The 16,812-nt window shown below is 35.3% G+C and carries 19 protein-coding genes and 2 pseudogenes; 12 read left to right on the plus strand and 9 right to left on the minus strand.

All coding sequences use genetic code 11. The features are described 5' to 3' along the window. Window positions 1–20 precede the first annotated feature (20 nt). Window positions 21–839: a UDP-2,3-diacylglucosamine diphosphatase gene (locus L950_RS12170; protein ID WP_021188686.1), complete on the plus strand. Its 819-nt coding sequence runs from the start codon at window positions 21–23 to the stop codon at window positions 837–839. A 32-nt stretch (window positions 840–871) separates the two neighbouring features. Here the strand turns inward: L950_RS12170 and L950_RS12175 are convergent, their stop codons facing one another. Both L950_RS12175 and L950_RS12180 read right to left on the minus strand, forming a co-directional pair. After that, a complete protein-coding gene (locus L950_RS12175; RefSeq protein WP_031287547.1) occupies window positions 872–1,555 on the minus strand; it encodes a metal-dependent hydrolase in 684 nt (227 codons plus the stop codon). Window positions 1,556–1,559: 4 nt separating this feature from the next. Next, complete coding sequence (locus tag L950_RS12180) at window positions 1,560–1,865, minus strand: YbaB/EbfC family nucleoid-associated protein (protein WP_021188688.1); 306 nt, start codon at window positions 1,863–1,865, stop codon at window positions 1,560–1,562. 125 nt (window positions 1,866–1,990) lie between these two features. On the opposite strand from L950_RS12180, the gene L950_RS12185 reads away from it, so the two are divergent. Further along, window positions 1,991–2,617, plus strand: a complete 627-nt coding sequence (locus tag L950_RS12185; RefSeq protein ID WP_021188689.1) for a hypothetical protein — start codon at window positions 1,991–1,993, stop codon at window positions 2,615–2,617. A gap of 28 nt (window positions 2,618–2,645) precedes the next feature. Here the strand turns inward: L950_RS12185 and L950_RS12190 are convergent, their stop codons facing one another. Next, entirely contained in the window at window positions 2,646–3,689 is a 1,044-nt protein-coding gene (locus L950_RS12190) for a hypothetical protein (RefSeq protein WP_021188690.1), read from the minus strand. 239 nt (window positions 3,690–3,928) lie between these two features. On the opposite strand from L950_RS12190, the gene L950_RS12195 reads away from it, so the two are divergent. Further along, window positions 3,929–4,513 (plus strand): thymidine kinase, encoded by a 585-nt coding sequence (locus L950_RS12195; RefSeq protein ID WP_021188691.1) that lies wholly within the window; start codon window positions 3,929–3,931, stop codon window positions 4,511–4,513. A 210-nt stretch (window positions 4,514–4,723) separates the two neighbouring features. Here the strand turns inward: L950_RS12195 and L950_RS12200 are convergent, their stop codons facing one another. Genes L950_RS12200 through L950_RS33070 form a run of 3 tightly spaced genes read right to left on the minus strand, consistent with a single transcriptional unit; the run spans window position 4,724 to window position 6,117 of the window. Further along, window positions 4,724–5,242 (minus strand): glutathione peroxidase, encoded by a 519-nt coding sequence (locus tag L950_RS12200; protein WP_037525543.1) that lies wholly within the window; start codon window positions 5,240–5,242, stop codon window positions 4,724–4,726. Window positions 5,243–5,251: 9 nt separating this feature from the next. Continuing rightward, window positions 5,252–5,737, minus strand: coding sequence for an N-acetylglucosamine kinase (locus L950_RS33065; protein WP_231577201.1), 486 nt, complete (start codon window positions 5,735–5,737; stop codon window positions 5,252–5,254). Continuing rightward, entirely contained in the window at window positions 5,662–6,117 is a 456-nt protein-coding gene (locus L950_RS33070; protein WP_231577202.1) for a hypothetical protein, read from the minus strand. Before L950_RS33070 ends, L950_RS33065 begins: the two co-directional genes overlap by 76 nt. Window positions 6,118–6,324: 207 nt before the next feature. On the opposite strand from L950_RS33070, the gene L950_RS33075 reads away from it, so the two are divergent. The 4 genes and pseudogenes from L950_RS33075 to L950_RS33090 all read left to right on the plus strand — a co-directional run bounded on the left by L950_RS33075 (window position 6,325) and on the right by L950_RS33090 (window position 8,056). Continuing rightward, a complete protein-coding gene (locus tag L950_RS33075) occupies window positions 6,325–6,897 on the plus strand; it encodes a hypothetical protein (RefSeq protein ID WP_231577203.1) in 573 nt (190 codons plus the stop codon). Next, window positions 6,891–7,781, plus strand: a complete 891-nt coding sequence (locus L950_RS33080) for a hypothetical protein (RefSeq protein ID WP_231577204.1) — start codon at window positions 6,891–6,893, stop codon at window positions 7,779–7,781. The genes L950_RS33075 and L950_RS33080 overlap by 7 nt, the downstream gene beginning before the upstream one ends. Beyond that, a pseudogene (locus L950_RS33085) lies at window positions 7,760–7,873 on the plus strand (PDZ domain-containing protein); the annotation flags it as partial. The gene L950_RS33080 and the pseudogene L950_RS33085, both read left to right, overlap by 22 nt. Window positions 7,874–7,885: 12 nt before the next feature. Then, on the plus strand, window positions 7,886–8,056 hold the full coding sequence (locus L950_RS33090) for a hypothetical protein (RefSeq protein WP_021188693.1): 171 nt from the start codon (window positions 7,886–7,888) through the stop codon (window positions 8,054–8,056). Between the two features lie 58 nt (window positions 8,057–8,114). Here the strand turns inward: L950_RS33090 and L950_RS12215 are convergent, their stop codons facing one another. Continuing rightward, complete coding sequence (locus tag L950_RS12215; protein ID WP_021188694.1) at window positions 8,115–8,615, minus strand: hypothetical protein; 501 nt, start codon at window positions 8,613–8,615, stop codon at window positions 8,115–8,117. Window positions 8,616–8,912: 297 nt separating this feature from the next. Here L950_RS12215 and L950_RS12220 point away from each other — a divergent pair, with 297 nt between their 5' ends. The 3 genes from L950_RS12220 (at window position 8,913) to L950_RS12225 (ending at window position 11,641) form a co-directional block, all read left to right on the plus strand. After that, window positions 8,913–10,283, plus strand: a complete 1,371-nt coding sequence (locus tag L950_RS12220; RefSeq protein WP_231577205.1) for an AMP-dependent synthetase/ligase — start codon at window positions 8,913–8,915, stop codon at window positions 10,281–10,283. After that, on the plus strand, window positions 10,250–10,570 hold the full coding sequence (locus L950_RS33095; RefSeq protein ID WP_231577207.1) for a hypothetical protein: 321 nt from the start codon (window positions 10,250–10,252) through the stop codon (window positions 10,568–10,570). Before L950_RS12220 ends, L950_RS33095 begins: the two co-directional genes overlap by 34 nt. Before the next feature lie 69 nt (window positions 10,571–10,639). After that, complete coding sequence (locus tag L950_RS12225) at window positions 10,640–11,641, plus strand: YihY/virulence factor BrkB family protein (RefSeq protein ID WP_021188696.1); 1,002 nt, start codon at window positions 10,640–10,642, stop codon at window positions 11,639–11,641. A 57-nt stretch (window positions 11,642–11,698) separates the two neighbouring features. Here the strand turns inward: L950_RS12225 and L950_RS12230 are convergent, their stop codons facing one another. Together L950_RS12230 and cls are read right to left on the minus strand one after the other, a co-directional pair. Continuing rightward, window positions 11,699–14,425 (minus strand): hypothetical protein, encoded by a 2,727-nt coding sequence (locus L950_RS12230; protein WP_021188697.1) that lies wholly within the window; start codon window positions 14,423–14,425, stop codon window positions 11,699–11,701. A 91-nt stretch (window positions 14,426–14,516) separates the two neighbouring features. Then, window positions 14,517–16,004, minus strand: a complete 1,488-nt coding sequence (gene cls / locus L950_RS12235; protein ID WP_021188698.1) for a cardiolipin synthase — start codon at window positions 16,002–16,004, stop codon at window positions 14,517–14,519. A gap of 239 nt (window positions 16,005–16,243) precedes the next feature. Between cls and L950_RS33100 the strand changes: the two genes are divergently transcribed. Both L950_RS33100 and L950_RS33105 read left to right on the plus strand, forming a co-directional pair. Further along, window positions 16,244–16,519, plus strand: a complete 276-nt coding sequence (locus L950_RS33100) for a biotin/lipoyl-binding protein (protein WP_052764399.1) — start codon at window positions 16,244–16,246, stop codon at window positions 16,517–16,519. Window positions 16,520–16,556: 37 nt separating this feature from the next. Then, a pseudogene (locus L950_RS33105) lies at window positions 16,557–16,812 on the plus strand (efflux transporter periplasmic adaptor subunit); the annotation flags it as partial.

Raw genomic sequence — 16,812 nt, forward strand, 5'->3', positions numbered from 1 at the left:
TCTTTTGAAAAACGGAAGTTATGAAAAGAAATCTCGATATCGTAGTATTATCAGACATTCATCTCGGAACACATGGAAGTCACGCAAAAGAGTTACTCTATTATTTAGAGTCGATCGCACCAAAAATGCTGATTTTAAATGGCGATATAATCGATATTTGGCAATTCAAAAAAAGCTATTTCCCATCCGAGCATTTACATGTTATCAAAAAAATAATCGATCTCAGTGCCAATGGCACCGAAGTGCATTACATCACCGGTAATCATGATGAAATGCTCCGAAAATTTGCAGATTTAAAACTTGGCAATATCAAATTAACCAACAAGCTCTTACTATCCCTTAACAATAAGAAAGCATGGATATTCCATGGTGACGTATTTGATGCCTCCATCCATCATTCAAAATGGTTAGCAAAATTAGGCGGTTGGGGATACGATAAACTGATCCAATTAAACCATATTATCAATTGGATCTTGCTTAAAATGGGGCGTGAGAAATATTCATTATCAAAAAAAATAAAAAACAGTGTTAAAAAAGCTGTCAAATACATTTCTGATTTTGAAGAAACAGCCACTGAACTAGCTATTGAAAAAAATTACGACTATGTGATCTGTGGACACATCCATCAACCACAAATCAAAGAAGTCATTACCCGGAAAGGAACAGTGACTTACATGAACTCAGGTGATTGGGTTGAAAACTTAAGCAGTTTAGAATATCATAACGGCGAATGGCGATTATTTCATTACGAAGATTATAAAGAATCCATTCTCAAAAACAAGCTGACAGAAACACCACTATTCACCTTAGAAGATCTAAAAAATCTGGTAACGATATAACAAATAGGGGGGATTTCCATCCCCCTTATTTGTTATAATTCAATTGATTCACCAATTGCCGGTAAGTATAATGTCTTACCATAATTTGCGAATTTTTCAGCAGCATTACCTTTATCAATGGTAATAGGAGGAAATGTATCGTAATGCACACCCACTATTTTATCACAATTAATAAATTCTGCCGCCTTTACCGCATCATCAACATCCATGGTATAATGTCCACCGATAGGTAAAAATGCCCAATCCAATTCAAGATCTGCCAAAAGCTTCATTTCCATTGTAAGCGCTGTATCTCCTGCAAAATAAATTTTCTTGTTACCAGAATGCAGAATGAAACCAACAGGAAATCCACCATAGTGTCCGTCAGGAGTGCTATTTGTATGCATAGCATACACCATCTTCACAGTACCAAAAGAAGTCACAATAGTACCTCCTAAATTGAACTCAATTACTTTTTCATCCGGAACTCCTTGTTTCCTAACCCATGCTGCAGTCTCTACAATAGCTGCAACAGTTGCTTGGCTATTTTTTTGAATCTGTGCCATATCTGCCACGTGATCCTGATGACCGTGACTTAAAAAAATATATTCTGGTAATAGAGCATTAACGTCTACACCCTTTGCCAAGGGATTATAAGTGATAAAAGGATCCATTAATACCTCGTGTCCATCAAAATTGAACATAACACAAGATTGTCCGTAATATGTCGCTTTCATAAAACTATTGATTAAATAGGCCTCCTAAACCACCAAGCATATCCTGACTAGCAGCAGACATCTCAGATTGACTCACATTTTCAGCTTGGGTCATCGCTTTATTTAAAGCCACGACAAGCAATTCTTCCAGTTCCTCTTTATCCGCATTACTCAAGAAGATCGGATCAATTGTAATTTCTTTAATTTCTTTATTAGCAGTTGCAACTACTTTTATCAATCCACCTTCAGCTTCTCCAAAAACAGAAATATTATCTAATCTTTGTTTAATTTCTTGTGCTTTTTGTTGCGCTTGGAATAATTTATCAAACATAATATATGATCTAAATGAACAATTCTAAATATAATGCAATTTACACATTTGAATTCAAATCATAGATGACAAAATAACCTTTCAATTTAATTCGCAAATCAAATCATCATTTGTAAATTTGCATCATGCAAAGCAATCAAGAAATTTTAGTTGAAGCTATTCTGAATCAATATGAAGTAGACAAAACGCAGTTGCCAACGGATATTTTAGAGCAAATCTATACCCTATCCAGTAATTTGGTCACGAGTCATGATATTATAAATTATACAGAGTCTATTGGAAGACTATTAAATAAGGATGAAAAAACCGCAGAGCTTTTAGAAATTTTGGATGATGAAGTTCATATCATCATCCATAAATTGAAATTTATTGCAGCAAGCGATCGCCCTAAAGTAATTCTTTTAGATGGCCTCAACCCTGCCGTAATCAATACCAGTGACTATTTACAAGAGTGTATTAAAATAGCAGGTGGTATACCTACTTACACCATTTCGGAAGCAGATAAAGTTATTATTATCAATTCAGAAGAATTAACAATAGCACAAATTCCCGCACTATTATCTGACACAAACTGGTCTCATAGTAATGCCGTTAAGCTAAATCAAGTTTTTTTAATCAATAAGGAGGAATTTGGAAAAACTCCGGGAGCTGACTATTGCTTAGAATTAGAAACATTAGCGGAAATACTGCAGCCCAAATATTTTTTTTACGGCTTAGAGGGAAATACCTGGATACAGTTTCAATTACAATAAAAAAAGCTGACTTGAAGTCAGCTTTTTTTTATGCAAATCTTTTACGAATCAATAAATATAGCTTTTCAACCGATTGTGGTTTTTCAACCCATCTATTTTTAACCGCATAATTCGTTTGCAGAAAAGCATCCGCTTCCGCATAATCGTTACATCTGTTCAATAATTCAACAGCTTCACTGTAAGCTAAACTATACCCATTAAAGAGATCCTTAATAAACAGCAGCTTATCATTCAAATTAATGATCGATTTGATATCTTTCACCTGCCCCGAATTTCCTGAAGCATTGTTCATCTCATAAACCCGGTTTTGTACACCAGCTTTTTTCTGTTGTGAAATAATTTCATTTAACGTTAACGGTCTTGAAGGAGTCTCTTGCTCCACATCTGGACGAATCTCTTCTTCAATCAAGATTTGTTTTGATTCTTCAATAACTTCATTAACAACTAACTTCTCTTGTTCCACCGGATTAACGGCTACCTGTTGAGGCTTTGCCTCCTCTTTTTCATATGTTGGAGTTACACGATCTCGTGGTTTATCCTCTTGAGTAGTAGCAGACACAGGCTCAAGGATACTGTTGTCAAAAGTCACTTTCTCTACTTCAGGAATGACCTCCTCTTGAGTAAGTTCTTCTTTAGCAGGCCCTTCTTTCAAATTTAAATCTTCGACAGGGGCAACTTCTTTCTGTGGTGTATTCAAACTGATATCAGCTGTTTCATCTACCACCTCCGTTACCACATTAGGTTGTTCTTCTTTCTTTTCAGAAACACTTTGAAACAAATTGGAAGGAGGTGTAAAGTAGTTATTAAAAGAAACTTTCTCCTCTTCTATCCGGTCATGCACTACTTTTGGAGCCGCAGGTTCATCAGCTCTTTCCATTTTCTGAGCTATACCCAACAGATTCTGTGCTTTTAAAACACCAATCTGAGCGGCAATATATTGTGCGGTAGCTTCAAAAAGAGCTAAATCAGTTTTCTTATCTTCAAAGCCATCCTTTGAAAGCGCAAGATATTGCGCTTCCAACTCCTGCAATAAATCTCCTATTTTATCAAATAAATTTTGTTTCGTAACCATAAATTAATACATTTCATTGTTCGTAATTCCAGTAAAACACTAAATTTTACAAAAGGAATAAAACTTCATTTTCAACTTACTGATTTATACTTTATTGTTAAGTATTGTAGCTTTTATAGACTCAAATTTAATATTAAATTCTGATATTAGCAGGACTTAAGTAGTATTATTTTATTTAAAAAATCAGATTTAATACTGATTGAAAGTAATATTCAATTTATTGATTTTAATTCATTTAAATGCTTTTTTCTGAACATAATTTCACACAAAGGGGCCCAGCATACGGGAGTATCGAAGTGATATGCGGTTCGATGTTTTCCGGTAAGACCGAAGAACTCATCCGTAGACTAAAACGGGCACAATATGCTAAACTCCATGTCGAAATTTTCAAACCAGCAGTAGACAAAAGATATGATGATCGCTTAGTTGTTTCGCACGACAGCAACAGTATACCATCTACCCCTGTTGAACACTCCTCTTCTATTTTATTGCTGAGCAATGATACTCAGGTTGTCGGTATAGATGAAGCGCAATTTTTTGATGAAGGTTTGACAGAGGTATGTGTCAATTTGGCAAATAAAGGAATTCGTGTCATAGTTGCAGGTCTAGATATGGATTTTAAAGCACAACCTTTCGGTCCTATACCCCATATAATGGCAATTGCCGAACATGTAACAAAAGTACATGCCGTATGCATGCAATGCGGAGCGCCAGCAAATTACTCTTTCAGGACTTCTACAGATACAAAAACAGTCCTTTTGGGTGAAAAAGAAGCTTACGAAGCAAGATGCAGGAGATGTTACTATAATTTAACAAATTATTAACATTTACTTAATATATGATGGCATATTTTGGCATTACCTTTGTATAACTATAATAACAAGATAATAACAGCTAGTAATAGCTACAAAATACTTTTCATAATTTAGGTTTATAATTGGTTAGTTAAAGTCCACCCTCCCAAGGTGGACTTTCTTTTTACAATCTTATTTCACAAAAAAACCAAGAATATTTACTTCCTGGTTTCTCAATTTCTATTTCTTCACCCAATTGACAATTTCATCTGCAAGTGGATTAACTGCCGAACGATAGCGATGTATCAGCTTTCCGTTCTCATCGATTAGAAACTTTTCAAAGTTCCACTTGATATCACCTTTGAAATCCGGATTATCTTGCGAAGTCAGGTATTTAAATAAAGGATCTATCTGATCACCTTTTACTTCAACCTTCTCTGCCATTAAAAACTCTACACCATAGTTTTGTTCGCAAAATTCCTGAATATCTCCATTCGTACCAGGTTCTTGATTCCCAAAATTGTTCGCCGGAAACCCAATGATCACCAAATCATTTCCATACTCCGAATACAATGCTTGCAGATCTTTATACTGTTTAGTAAAGCCACATTTTGAGGCTGTATTGACTATTAAAATTTTCTTCCCTTTAAAAGACGACATTTTAACATCTTTACCATCGAGACTTTTAAAACTATAATCGTAAATGCTAGGATTTCCAAATATCATGGAAAAACAAGCAATAATCGTTGATAAAATCATCATGTTATTTTAAAAATTAATAAGTGAACTTTTTTCTCTTTCTATCACAAAATCAAACAATTCATTGATCGGTGATTTCAATATTTTTCCAATTTTAATATTATATCCATTACAGACATCACGTAATATCAGATCCAGATAATAAGCAATTGATCCCACAAAGTGACACTCGTAATCCTGATAATTCTGATAAGTTAATACACAAGTCTGTACATATTCCTCGAAACCCGAACGAATAATTTCATCTATAAACGGATGCGTAATATTCGCAGATAAAAATGGTGCAAATGAAGCCAAATAAGCATTCGGTCTCTCCTTTTGGTACACATTCTTAATAACGATCTCCTTTGTTATGCGATAATTCTCTGCAAAATTCTCTGACAGATCCTTTGGCAATCGACCATAAAGAAACAATGTAATTAACTTTTTGCCAAACCAGGCCCCCGATCCCTCATCTCCCAGCACATATCCATTTCCATGGTTAGAGGGTTGCACCTCCTGTCCATCAAAAAACTAATATCAGAGCCAGTACCCAATGTGGCAATATACCCTTTATTAGTACCACAAGTCGCTAAAGCACTACCTACAAGATCGTTCTCAACCGAAATAAAAGCATTTTCAAACAAAGGAGTCAGCGCATTGGAAACCATTTCCCTACGATCTGGAGATATACAACCTGCGCCATAGAAATAAAGTTCCGTTATTTCATTCGCATAAGGTATTATCTCAGGTATTTCTTTAATTACTCGGGTTATTTCTTTATCGTTTACAAAAAAAGGATTAAGCCCATTTGTCGAAAAAGACAAAGGTGGACTATCTGGAAGTTCTAATTTCCAGTCTGACTTAGAAGAACCGCTATCAACGACTAAAATCATAAATTATAAGATTATGCTACATCGAGCGTATCAAATATACAAAATTTTCAAGTTTAAATTAACCAAAGATGTAGCCATAAAATAAAATGGCCTACCATTACAAAACATTACGTCAAATAATTTTGTATAACCCTCATAACCTTGTACTTTTGCATACCACAAATAAATTTTGAACTGGTATAGCTATCAGTTATTTAACGCTTTAAAATGATTGAAAAAAGTAATTATACGTCAAAAATACATTTTGATGTTTCCTTTAGTGAGCCTCAAGCACATTACGCAGCCGTAAAAATGTCCATCAAAGAAATTCAGTCTGATTTTATTGATGTTAAAATGCCCGTTTGGTCCCCAGGATCCTACCTAGTACGTGAATATTCTAAACAAGTAGAACGATTCTCTGTTGAAGATCAAGTAGGATATGAAAAAATAAGCAAAAATACTTGGCGTATATTTACCAAAAATAAAAGATCAATTGTTATCAACTACCATATCTATGGTTTTGAAACATCCGTACGTACTAATTTTATTAATGACGAGCATGCCTTTATAGTACCGACTGCAACCTTTTTACATATAGACGGTAACATTGACAGCCCAGTAACTGTTACCATCAGACCCGCTGAAAACTGGAGAAGTATTTCAACGGGTCTTGAACAAATCGATACGCATACTTTTTATGCACCCGACTTTGATATTCTTTACGATTCACCCTTTGAAGTCGGTAATCAAGATATTTGGACCATTCAAGCTTCCAACGTAGAGCATGAATTTGCATGGTAGGTGGTGGTACTTATGACAAAGAACGATTAAGTGCCGATGTCAAAAAAATAGTCGAAGAAGAAACCCGCATCTGGGGTTCTAACCCCAATAAAAGATATGTCTTCATTACCCATAACTACCAATCCGGAGGCGGAGGATTAGAACATCTCAATTCGACCGTACTGGGAGCATCAAGGACAGCATATAGTAACGAAGGATCGTACAAGACATACCTCAGCCTAATTGCCCATGAGTATTTCCATTTATGGAATGTTAAACGACTTCGTCCCAAAGCATTGGGACCATTTAACTATGATCAGGAAAATTACACCACGGGGCTGTGGATTATGGAGGGCTTTACCTCATACTACGATAACCTGATCATCAAAAGATGTGGTTTCTTCTCAGAACTAGAATACCTGAATCTACTAGCAAATGATTTCACAACAGTACTGAATCGTCCTGGACATCACATACAATCAGCCGCAGAAGCAAGCTTTGATGCCTGGATCAAATATTATAGACAAGATGAAAACTCACCTAATTCAAGTATATCCTATTATAATAAAGGAGCTATGCTCACGGTGTTGCTGGATTTAAAAATTATAGCAGCTTCAAAAGGAACAAAAAAATTAGATCATGTATTAAAAGAAGCATATAACCATTTCTATTTAGATCAGAACAGGGGTTTTGAAGAAGATGAATTTCAGCGACTCGTAGAAGAATTTACAGGTATATCCGTTTCCGATATCTTCAAAGCTGCACACGAAAATGGTGAACTTGACTATAATGCATATTTCAACCTAGTAGGTTATGAGATCATAGACATTAATGCCGAAAGCAAAACTTTAGGAATTGGAATAAGTCATCAAAAAATGATGGGATTCAAACCGTTACTGCAGTAGAACGAGGTTCGGGAGCTTGGGATGGAGGATTAAATGTCCGTGATGAATTAATAGCCATCAATGGCATCAGACTCGACCTCAAAGATAAAGAATATGACTATTTTATGCAGCATAGCAATGAAGGAGATATATTAGATATTTTAATAGCAAGAGATGGTATTATAAAAGAACTGAAAATTGAGATACGGGCAGCCAATAAAAAATTATTCCGTATACAACCCCTCAAAGAACAATCGGAAGAGCAAAAACAATTAGCAGAATTCTGGTTATCATAAAAATGCAAAAAGGTCACTCGATTTATCAAGTGACCTTTTTTGTTTTATTAGAAGATATCTAAAATTTATATCGAAATGAAAAGCCGATTGGATCTATAAGCTTAATAGTACTCGATTGCAAGAAATCAAAATAAGGTTTAACATCCAAAGAAACCTGGAAAGGAGTTTCAGGAATATTATATTCAATCCCTATAATTCCATCAATACTAAGCGCCAGCTCCGAATCATATTCAACACGTTTTCCATCAATCGTTTTGTCTTTTTCCTTATAAGACCCCAGGCCACCACCAAATCCATAATACCAATTAAAACCACCTGATATAGGCCTATAATATTCGTACAATCCAACGACTCTAAAACGTCTATAATTTGAGTTGCTCTGAATGCTCAAAAGCCCTTCGAAAGCTCGGTCATTTGAAAGTGTATGTCTATAGGTAATTCCCTGAGCAGAACCAAAACGAGCCCCAATTGCCCCTTTTGAATCTAATTGCGCGAAAGCTTCGTTCGATACGCCCAATAAGCCAACTGTCACTCCAAAGATCCAAGATAATTTTTTCATATTTAACGTGCCTATTTGTTTTTCAATTTATTCGTTCAAAGTTAATATCAATAATTAAACGACGCAAATACTAAATTGTTATTAACAATTTTAAATATAAAAAATGTACATCAAAACATTTTTCATATATTAGATTGTATTTGAATACTTAGTAATAAACCAATTAAGCAAATATTTTAAATATTTCATTATGGCACAACAAAGTAGAATTTTTGACCTCATCACAAATTATAAATCCGAGTTCTCCGATAAAACGATTATGCTGGACGCGATAAAAATGGTCGTTGGAAAACCTACTTGACCAGTGAATTCATTGATAAAATAAATAGTCTCAGCAGAGCGCTACTAAGTATCGGCTTAATAAAAGGAGATCGAGTTGCGCTGATGTCCGGAAACCGTCCTGAATGGAGTATCATTGATTTTGCCTGTAATCAATTGGGTATTGCACTTGTACCGCTGTATCCTACATTAGCTCCACAGGACCTATCCTATATTGTCAATGATGCAGAAGCTAAATTGATATTCGTCAGTAATGCCGAGCTTGCTGCACGTGTTGACACAGCATTAAAAGATCATCAATTAACAATTCCGCTCTATACTTTTGAGAAGACTGAACATCATAAAGATCTAGAATCCTTATATCAAATTGGTGACACATTGGATACAGATCTAAAGCCTTACAATGACGCTATACAGGAAGATGATCTACTCACGTTAATCTACACATCAGGTACCACCGGTAAACCGAAAGGAGTATACTTATCCCATAAAAATATTTTAAGTAATGTACTCGCCTGCTACCATCTCATAAGACCCGATTTTAAAAAAGCGATCAGCTTTTTACCCTTATGTCATATTTTTGAACGGATGGTTGTATACATGTATTATTCAAAAGGTATAGAGATCTATTTTTGTGAAACACTGGACAATGTTGTTGTGGATATCAACGAAGTTAAACCGGATCTTTTTACCACTGTACCGCGGGTACTCGAAAAAGTATATGATAAAATCGTTGCGAAAGGAAAAGACTTAACTGGAATCAAGAAATCGCTGTTCATGTGGGCATTAAACCTTGGCCTTCGTTACCAAGAGCCAACAAAAAACAGCGCTTGGTACAATTTTCAATTAGCCATTGCTCGAAAATTAATCTTTTCAAAATGGAAAGAAGCCCTTGGTGGTAACATAAAAATTATTGTTTCTGGTGGTGCAGCTCTTCAGGAAAGATTAGCGCGTGTATTTTGGGCTTCTGATATGAAAGTATTAGAAGGATATGGTCTAACCGAAACATCTCCAGTTATAGCAGTCAACACATTTTTTGACACGGGTATCAAATTCGGAACAGTTGGTCGGCCTCTGAAAAATTTAGAAGTAAAAATAGCTCAAGATGGAGAGATCTTAGTAAAAGGACCAAGTGTCACCTCTGGCTATTACAAAAATGATGAAGCAACAAAAGAATCATTTGATGAAAACGGATTCTTCAAAACAGGCGATATTGGCGAAATATCGACTGATGGATTTCTGAAAATTACAGACCGCAAAAAAGAAATGTTCAAAACAGCAGGTGGCAAGTACATCGCACCACAGCCTATTGAAACAAAACTAATGGAATCTACCTCATTGCACAAATTATGGTCGTGGGAGAAAATAGAAAATTTCCATCAGCTTTAATCGTTCCCGCTTTTGAAGAAATCGAAAAATGGATGAAACATAAAGGCATTCCTGTAGGTTCCAAAGAAGAGATCGTTACAAATCAAAAAGTAATCGAAAAATATAATCAAGAAATCGACAGGTTATCTACAGAATTCGGTCACTGGGAAAAAGTCAAAAAAATTATCTTACTTCCTAAAGAATGGACCATCAACGATGGTCAGTTAACACCAAAATTAAGCTTAAAAAGAAAAGTCATTCTCAAAGAGTTTGATGAGAAAATTGAGAAGCTCTATCAGGAAAATTAGAAAAAATACCCTCTATCTAAAAAATAGAGGGTATTTTTGAAATAAAATTTGTTTATCCGCCATCATATTATGAAAGAAGTATACTTTAAAGATTTATTGACCCCTACCTACTGGAAACAAGTTTTAAGATTAGTTTATGATGCCTTTAATGGCTTTATGGACGACAACTGCATGAAAAAAAGTGCATCATTAGCCTACTACACGGTGTTTTCTATTGGTCCATTATTGATGATCGTGATCTGGTGTATCGGTTTCTTTTATGGACAGCATTTGAGTAAAGAAACTACTGGACAGAAGGAAGTTTTTGATGAGCTAATGGTCTTATTCGGAGCAGATGTTACAAAACAAATTCAATCCTTTATCGAAAAAATAAACTTTGAAAATAAATCTAATTTAGGAATTACTATTGGTATTGTAACCCTTATTATTAGTGCTACAACGATATTTGTCGACATTCAGGATTCTATTAATCAAATCTGGAAAGTGAAACCCAAACCAAAAAAAGGCTGGTTAAAATTAATCATTAACAGGCTCATCTCCTTCTCGATTATTATTGCATTAGGTTTCCTTCTTATCGCTTCATTAATGATCAATGGCGTCATTGCAGCAGTTACAAATCTTGTGCTACAATATTTTCCTTTTATCCCGATTACATTAATTGACTGGATCAATACCAGTGTCACGTTTATCATTATCACGACGCTCTTTGGCTTCATATTTTCATTTTTGCCAGATGCAAAGGTGAAATTTAAAGATATACTTGGTGGAGCAATCTTCACAGCTTTATTATTCATGTTAGGTCGCTATTTTATATCACTATACTTGACTTTATCCTCTACAGCAAGTTTGTACGGCGCCGCAGGTTCAATCATCGTTATGTTATTGTGGATATACTACTCTGCAGCAATTTTATATTTTGGCGCTGAATTCACCAAGTTCTATGCTCAAAAATTAGGTGGCGGTATTGAACCTTCCTCATTCGCTGTTGTTATCGAACAAACAGAACGCATTAAAAAAGTTGGCGAAGAAGCCGATTCCAAAGAAGGAGAAATTCTTCATGTTCTAAAATAAAAAAAGGGTGCACTTTATAACAAAATGCACCCTTCTATAATAATATTGATTACTTCCCTATGGAGTAACGTTATAACGAATCACTTTTCGACCCACATTACCTGTTTCATCCATACCTTCCACAATGACTTTATATTGTCCATTTCCATCAGCATTATAGAATTCTAAAGCAGCCTCACCCGTTTCAGTAACCTTAACTTTTGGATTCCAATAAATTGTTGTCCTTAAATCATTCACAGCTTTACTTTCTGGTGTTTCATATTTTGGCTCATAAAACTTTCTTTCTTTTATATAACCCAAAGGAAACAGATCAATCACATTTGATTTTGGTAATAATTTTTCAATTTCCGTCAATGACATTCTAGGTTTTTTCTCTACTTTCTTCGTATAGATAGACACAACCCCATTATTCTGGTACATTCTGGAAACAGTTCCGAGGTCATCCTTTAGGAAAATCTCAATTCCCTCAATATCCGGCACATTAATACTATTTAATCCTGGTTCATCGATTGCCATTCCATTTAAGAAAAATTGAACGGGCACCCGACTTCCACTATTATAAGATCGTGTAACATAGTATTTCTGCGTCTGCGAATCGTAAGTAATACCAGTCAACAATGTGTTCAGACACATCGTCAATACATTACATCCTGATAAACGCTCTGCATCAATACGATGTTCAGGCATCGACAATCCTGAAATGGAAGGAAAATCTCTGTTGGTGATCACCTTTTTCTGCACACCAGTAACCGCGACCTCATCCAAAAGAATAGATTTACGATATTCCTTTTTGCTATTTTCTAGATACGGAACCATTGCCCGATCAATATTCATGACAAAATTATTCTTATAAGCATTGTTTTTATCAATCTCCGGAAAATAAGTCTGATCCATATTAATCACCATACTGCGGTAATTATCATTTCCCCGGGCATTAACAGTAACTTTTGAAGAATCTGTAAATACAAGATCTTTAAATAGGAAACGCCCTTTATCATCTGTATAAGTATCTTTACGAATACTCTTAGAAGGAATAGATAAGAGTAAGCCCCCATTCGGCACAGTTCTACCCGTGTTCAGTCTTAACGTTCCACCAATCTCAATTCCCTGTTCAGGCATAAATGATAGTACAGGAAGTTTCTCAGCCACCAGGTCTTGATAATCAAATCGACGGAATCCTTGTGTCATTAATAAAGCATCCAATGCTTTATCGCGATTCACATTCTTTTCATCAAAATACGTATTTGGACTTTCAATATATCCCTTCAGATCAGAAGTCAACAAGAAATTACTGACAATTGATAAATCCTGATTATCATCATAAGGAACTTTAGATTCATCAATAACAGAAATGGAATAACTACCCGGGTATTTTTTACCGTTATTAAGTACAGAAAGTTTCAGATTAACCTTTTCCTTCGCTTTAAACTGTTCCTTATTGACCGCTAAATTGATATCCAGTAGTTTCTCACTTTTAACAAAAGTAAGACGTTCACTGATCACCTTACCTGCGGGAGTCATCAAGGTTACTTGAGCAATACCATTAGGAAGACGTTCCTTCGGAATAGTAATCAATGCTGTTGCACTTTTCAAGTTCGCCTGTGCCGCATATACGAGATGACCGTTTGATTGTACCAGCACATAGAACGATTGATTTGGATTTTTAGCAAAATCTTCTTCACTCGTCACAATCGCCATATTCAGATTTGTTTCATCTTGTTTTACAAAAACAACATTCGCTTTATTCTGAACCACTTCCGGCAATTTAAACTTTCGTTCCTGACCATTAGCAAATGTAATCGAGGCTACATATTTTTCATTTGGGAGAGGTAAAAGACTAAAAAATCCCATACCTAAGCCTAAATCTGAAAATTCTGCGACTTGTTTTCCTTTACCGTCCAAGATACGGCCTGTAACAGCAATACCTTTTCCATCTGCAGAAACAGCCTTAAAAGCAACGTTTTTAGCGATTCCAGCTAATAGATCACCCCCTTCAGGAAAGAATTGAACATCGGCATCCCACAAGGCATTTTTTAAGGAAAATGTACTCTTTAGTGGCTTGTCGTTCTTATTCTCTTGAAGTGAGACTTCTAGATATGCCTTTTTCAGGATTTCTTTATCTTTAGCACTTAAATTGACAGTGACCTTACCCATATTATCCGTTTCACCTTTGCCATCAGCAATGGTTTCCCATCCAGAAATCATAGACCAATTCACTTTCGAATTAATCAATAGCTTACCAACAGCATCTCTAAATTGAATAACAGCCTGACTTTTAGCAGCATTCTGATCATTGTTAACAAATGTAATATCCGTGATTAGTTTTTTACTAATAGCATCTCCAATAGGAACCACTTTATTATAAAAATAATCCGATGAAAAGTTACCCATCCATTTCGTGTACGCTCGAAATCGATAATTGTCCTGCGCCAGGTACTGCGGATCCAAAACAAGATAACCATCTCCCACTCCCTTATCCAACGGAATCCTTAACGTTTGAATCAGTGAATCTCTGCTATTAAGAATCTCAACATATGTAACCTTACTCGGTTCATACTCCGCAAGATTGCGTGATAAGTAACTGTTAAACCACAACGTATCACCTATCGCATAATATGGTTTATCAAAGTGAAGATGCACTTTTTCAACAGGAAATACTTGAAATAACTTTTGTACTCTTTCGACTATTGTATTGATAGGTAGTGTAGCTTCGGTTGTCTGGGCAACGGCATGCTTTACTCCACAAACCCCCATCGTAAGCGTCAATAATTTTATATACTTCATCTAATACTATTGGTAATTAAAATAGAATAGATAAATATATTCAATTTTAATTAGATATCGGAAGTATCACAAGTTTTTAACATTTTTTAGGCTATAATAAAGGTGCCAAAAGCCGACATAAAGAATCAATACCCCTTTTCCATTTTTTTCTATGTGCCCAGATGTACAAAGTAATCAGATCAGACGCCTCCTTATCGATTTCAAATTGATTTTCAAGACGTTTACAATAAGCCTCATCAGAAACAATACTTGCTATTTCATAATTGATGTAGAAACTCCGCATATCAAGGTTTACAGTCCCTACGAAAGCCAATTGACCATCAATACATACTGTCTTAGCATGGATAAAACCTTTCTTATACAGATAAACCTGCACACCACGTTGCAAAAGAGGCTTCAAAAAGGAAAAAGAAGCATGTTGTACAATATAAGAATCGGCTTTCTCTGGGAGCATCAGCTCCACTCTTACCCCAGAGGAAACAGCTATCTCTAAAGCCGTAGATAACTGCTCACTCGGTATAAAATAAGGCGTACACAATTGAATGCTTTCCTTGGCATCATTGATCGCCAATATGATAGCTTCCATATTAAAAGGACCAAGTGACCCCGGATCACTAGAAGAAAATGCAACAGCGGCACGCTCAGGAATGTGCGGTACACTAAAATTTAAATATTCATCAGTCAATAAAAAGGGTTCACCTTCAGTTTGATTCCAACTGTTCCAAAATTGGATCTGCAGATTATTAACTGCTATTCCTTCTACAGCCATTGCAGTATCTCTCCAATAATCAATCTGATCCGGAGTATTGATATATCGATCAGAAATATTAATTCCCCCCACAAAACCATATTGACAATCAATCACGACAATCTTTCTGTGATTTCGATAATTACTATTTGCTAAAGAAGTAAAATTGACTGGTAAAAATGCAACAAAAGGATAACCAGGTGGATTTTTAACTAAATATTTGATCACATCAGGAGAACCAAAACTATCCAGTATCAGTCGCACTTTTACCCCCGCTTTTGCCTTTTCTTCCAAAATTTCAAGCACCTGACGACCAATATTGTCCAATTCAAAAATATAGTATTCCAGGTGTATGGAATGTTTTGCTTCTCGAAGTCTTTTTAATAAAACTGGAAATTTCTCCTCGCCATTGATAAACAATTCGACCCTATTATTTAAAGAGAAAAACGACAATTTTTGGTTTTTCAGATAGTCAAAAACTCGGGATAAAGTTCCTATTTTTTCATGAATTGTTTCCAGTTGCTCGTCCATTCGTATTAAACTTTCCTGCCATGCTGCTAACAGTTTTGTATTCTGCTCGCGATTAATATGTTGCAGTCGCCTAACTTTTCTAAATTTTTGTCCGAATAGATAATATAGAACCAATCCAATACCTGGAAGAAATACAATAACCATTACCCATGAAATCGTCTTCGTTGGATTTCTATTTTCAATCAGTATTGTACTTATTACCCCAAAATATAACACAAATAAGGGAAGCCAATACCAATTTAATAGCCATTGCCACAACTGGTTCCAATCTATTTCAATCTCATTAAAGAAGTTTTGCATATAAAAATCAACTTATTTTAATCTTATAAGTAACAAATAGCCCTATCAAACGTTAACATTTGTAACATATCAGATACATTCGGAAATAAAGTATCTCTAAATGAAGTCAAATCTGATCAATTTATTTTGTTAACAAATGTTAAATCATACTATACAGAACTTATTGGCAACATTTATGTATTAATGTATAATAATCTAAAAGTCAAAAGTTAATTAACAATTAACTCTAAATAATATTTATGAATAAAATCGCACTTTTTACCCTAGCCCTTGCCTCGACCGGAGTACTCTTTTTTAGCTGTAACTCGGGTAAAACCAAAGAATTAGACAAAAAAAACAACGCTATTGCACTACCAATATACTCAATTGATACAAGTTCTGCGAATACAATAAAAGATTATATTGGTACGATTGAAGGAAAAGTCAATGTTGAGATCCGCCCACAAGTTGAAGGGATTTTAGAAGAAATATATGTCGATGAGGGTGATTTTGTGAAAGCTGATCAAATTATTTAAAATTAATGCCTCAGCCTATGATGAGATATTAAATAATATGGTCGCGACAGAAAATGTAGCCAAAGCAAAATTACAGAATGCACGTTTAGAAGTAGAGCGTCTCCGTCCTTTAGTAGAAAATGAGGTCATTTCAGAAGTACGCTTAAAATCTGCGCAATCAGAATATGATGTCGCAAAAGCATCCTTACAGCAGGCATCCGCGGCGGTACGTTCAGCCGATATTGACAAACAGTTTACAACAATCAAAGCACCTGTTTCAGGTTATATAGGCCGTATTCCCAAACGCGTAGGAA

It is taken from the genome of Sphingobacterium sp. IITKGP-BTPF85, from assembly GCF_001006065.1.
Lineage (GTDB): Bacteria > Bacteroidota > Bacteroidia > Sphingobacteriales > Sphingobacteriaceae > Sphingobacterium > Sphingobacterium anhuiense.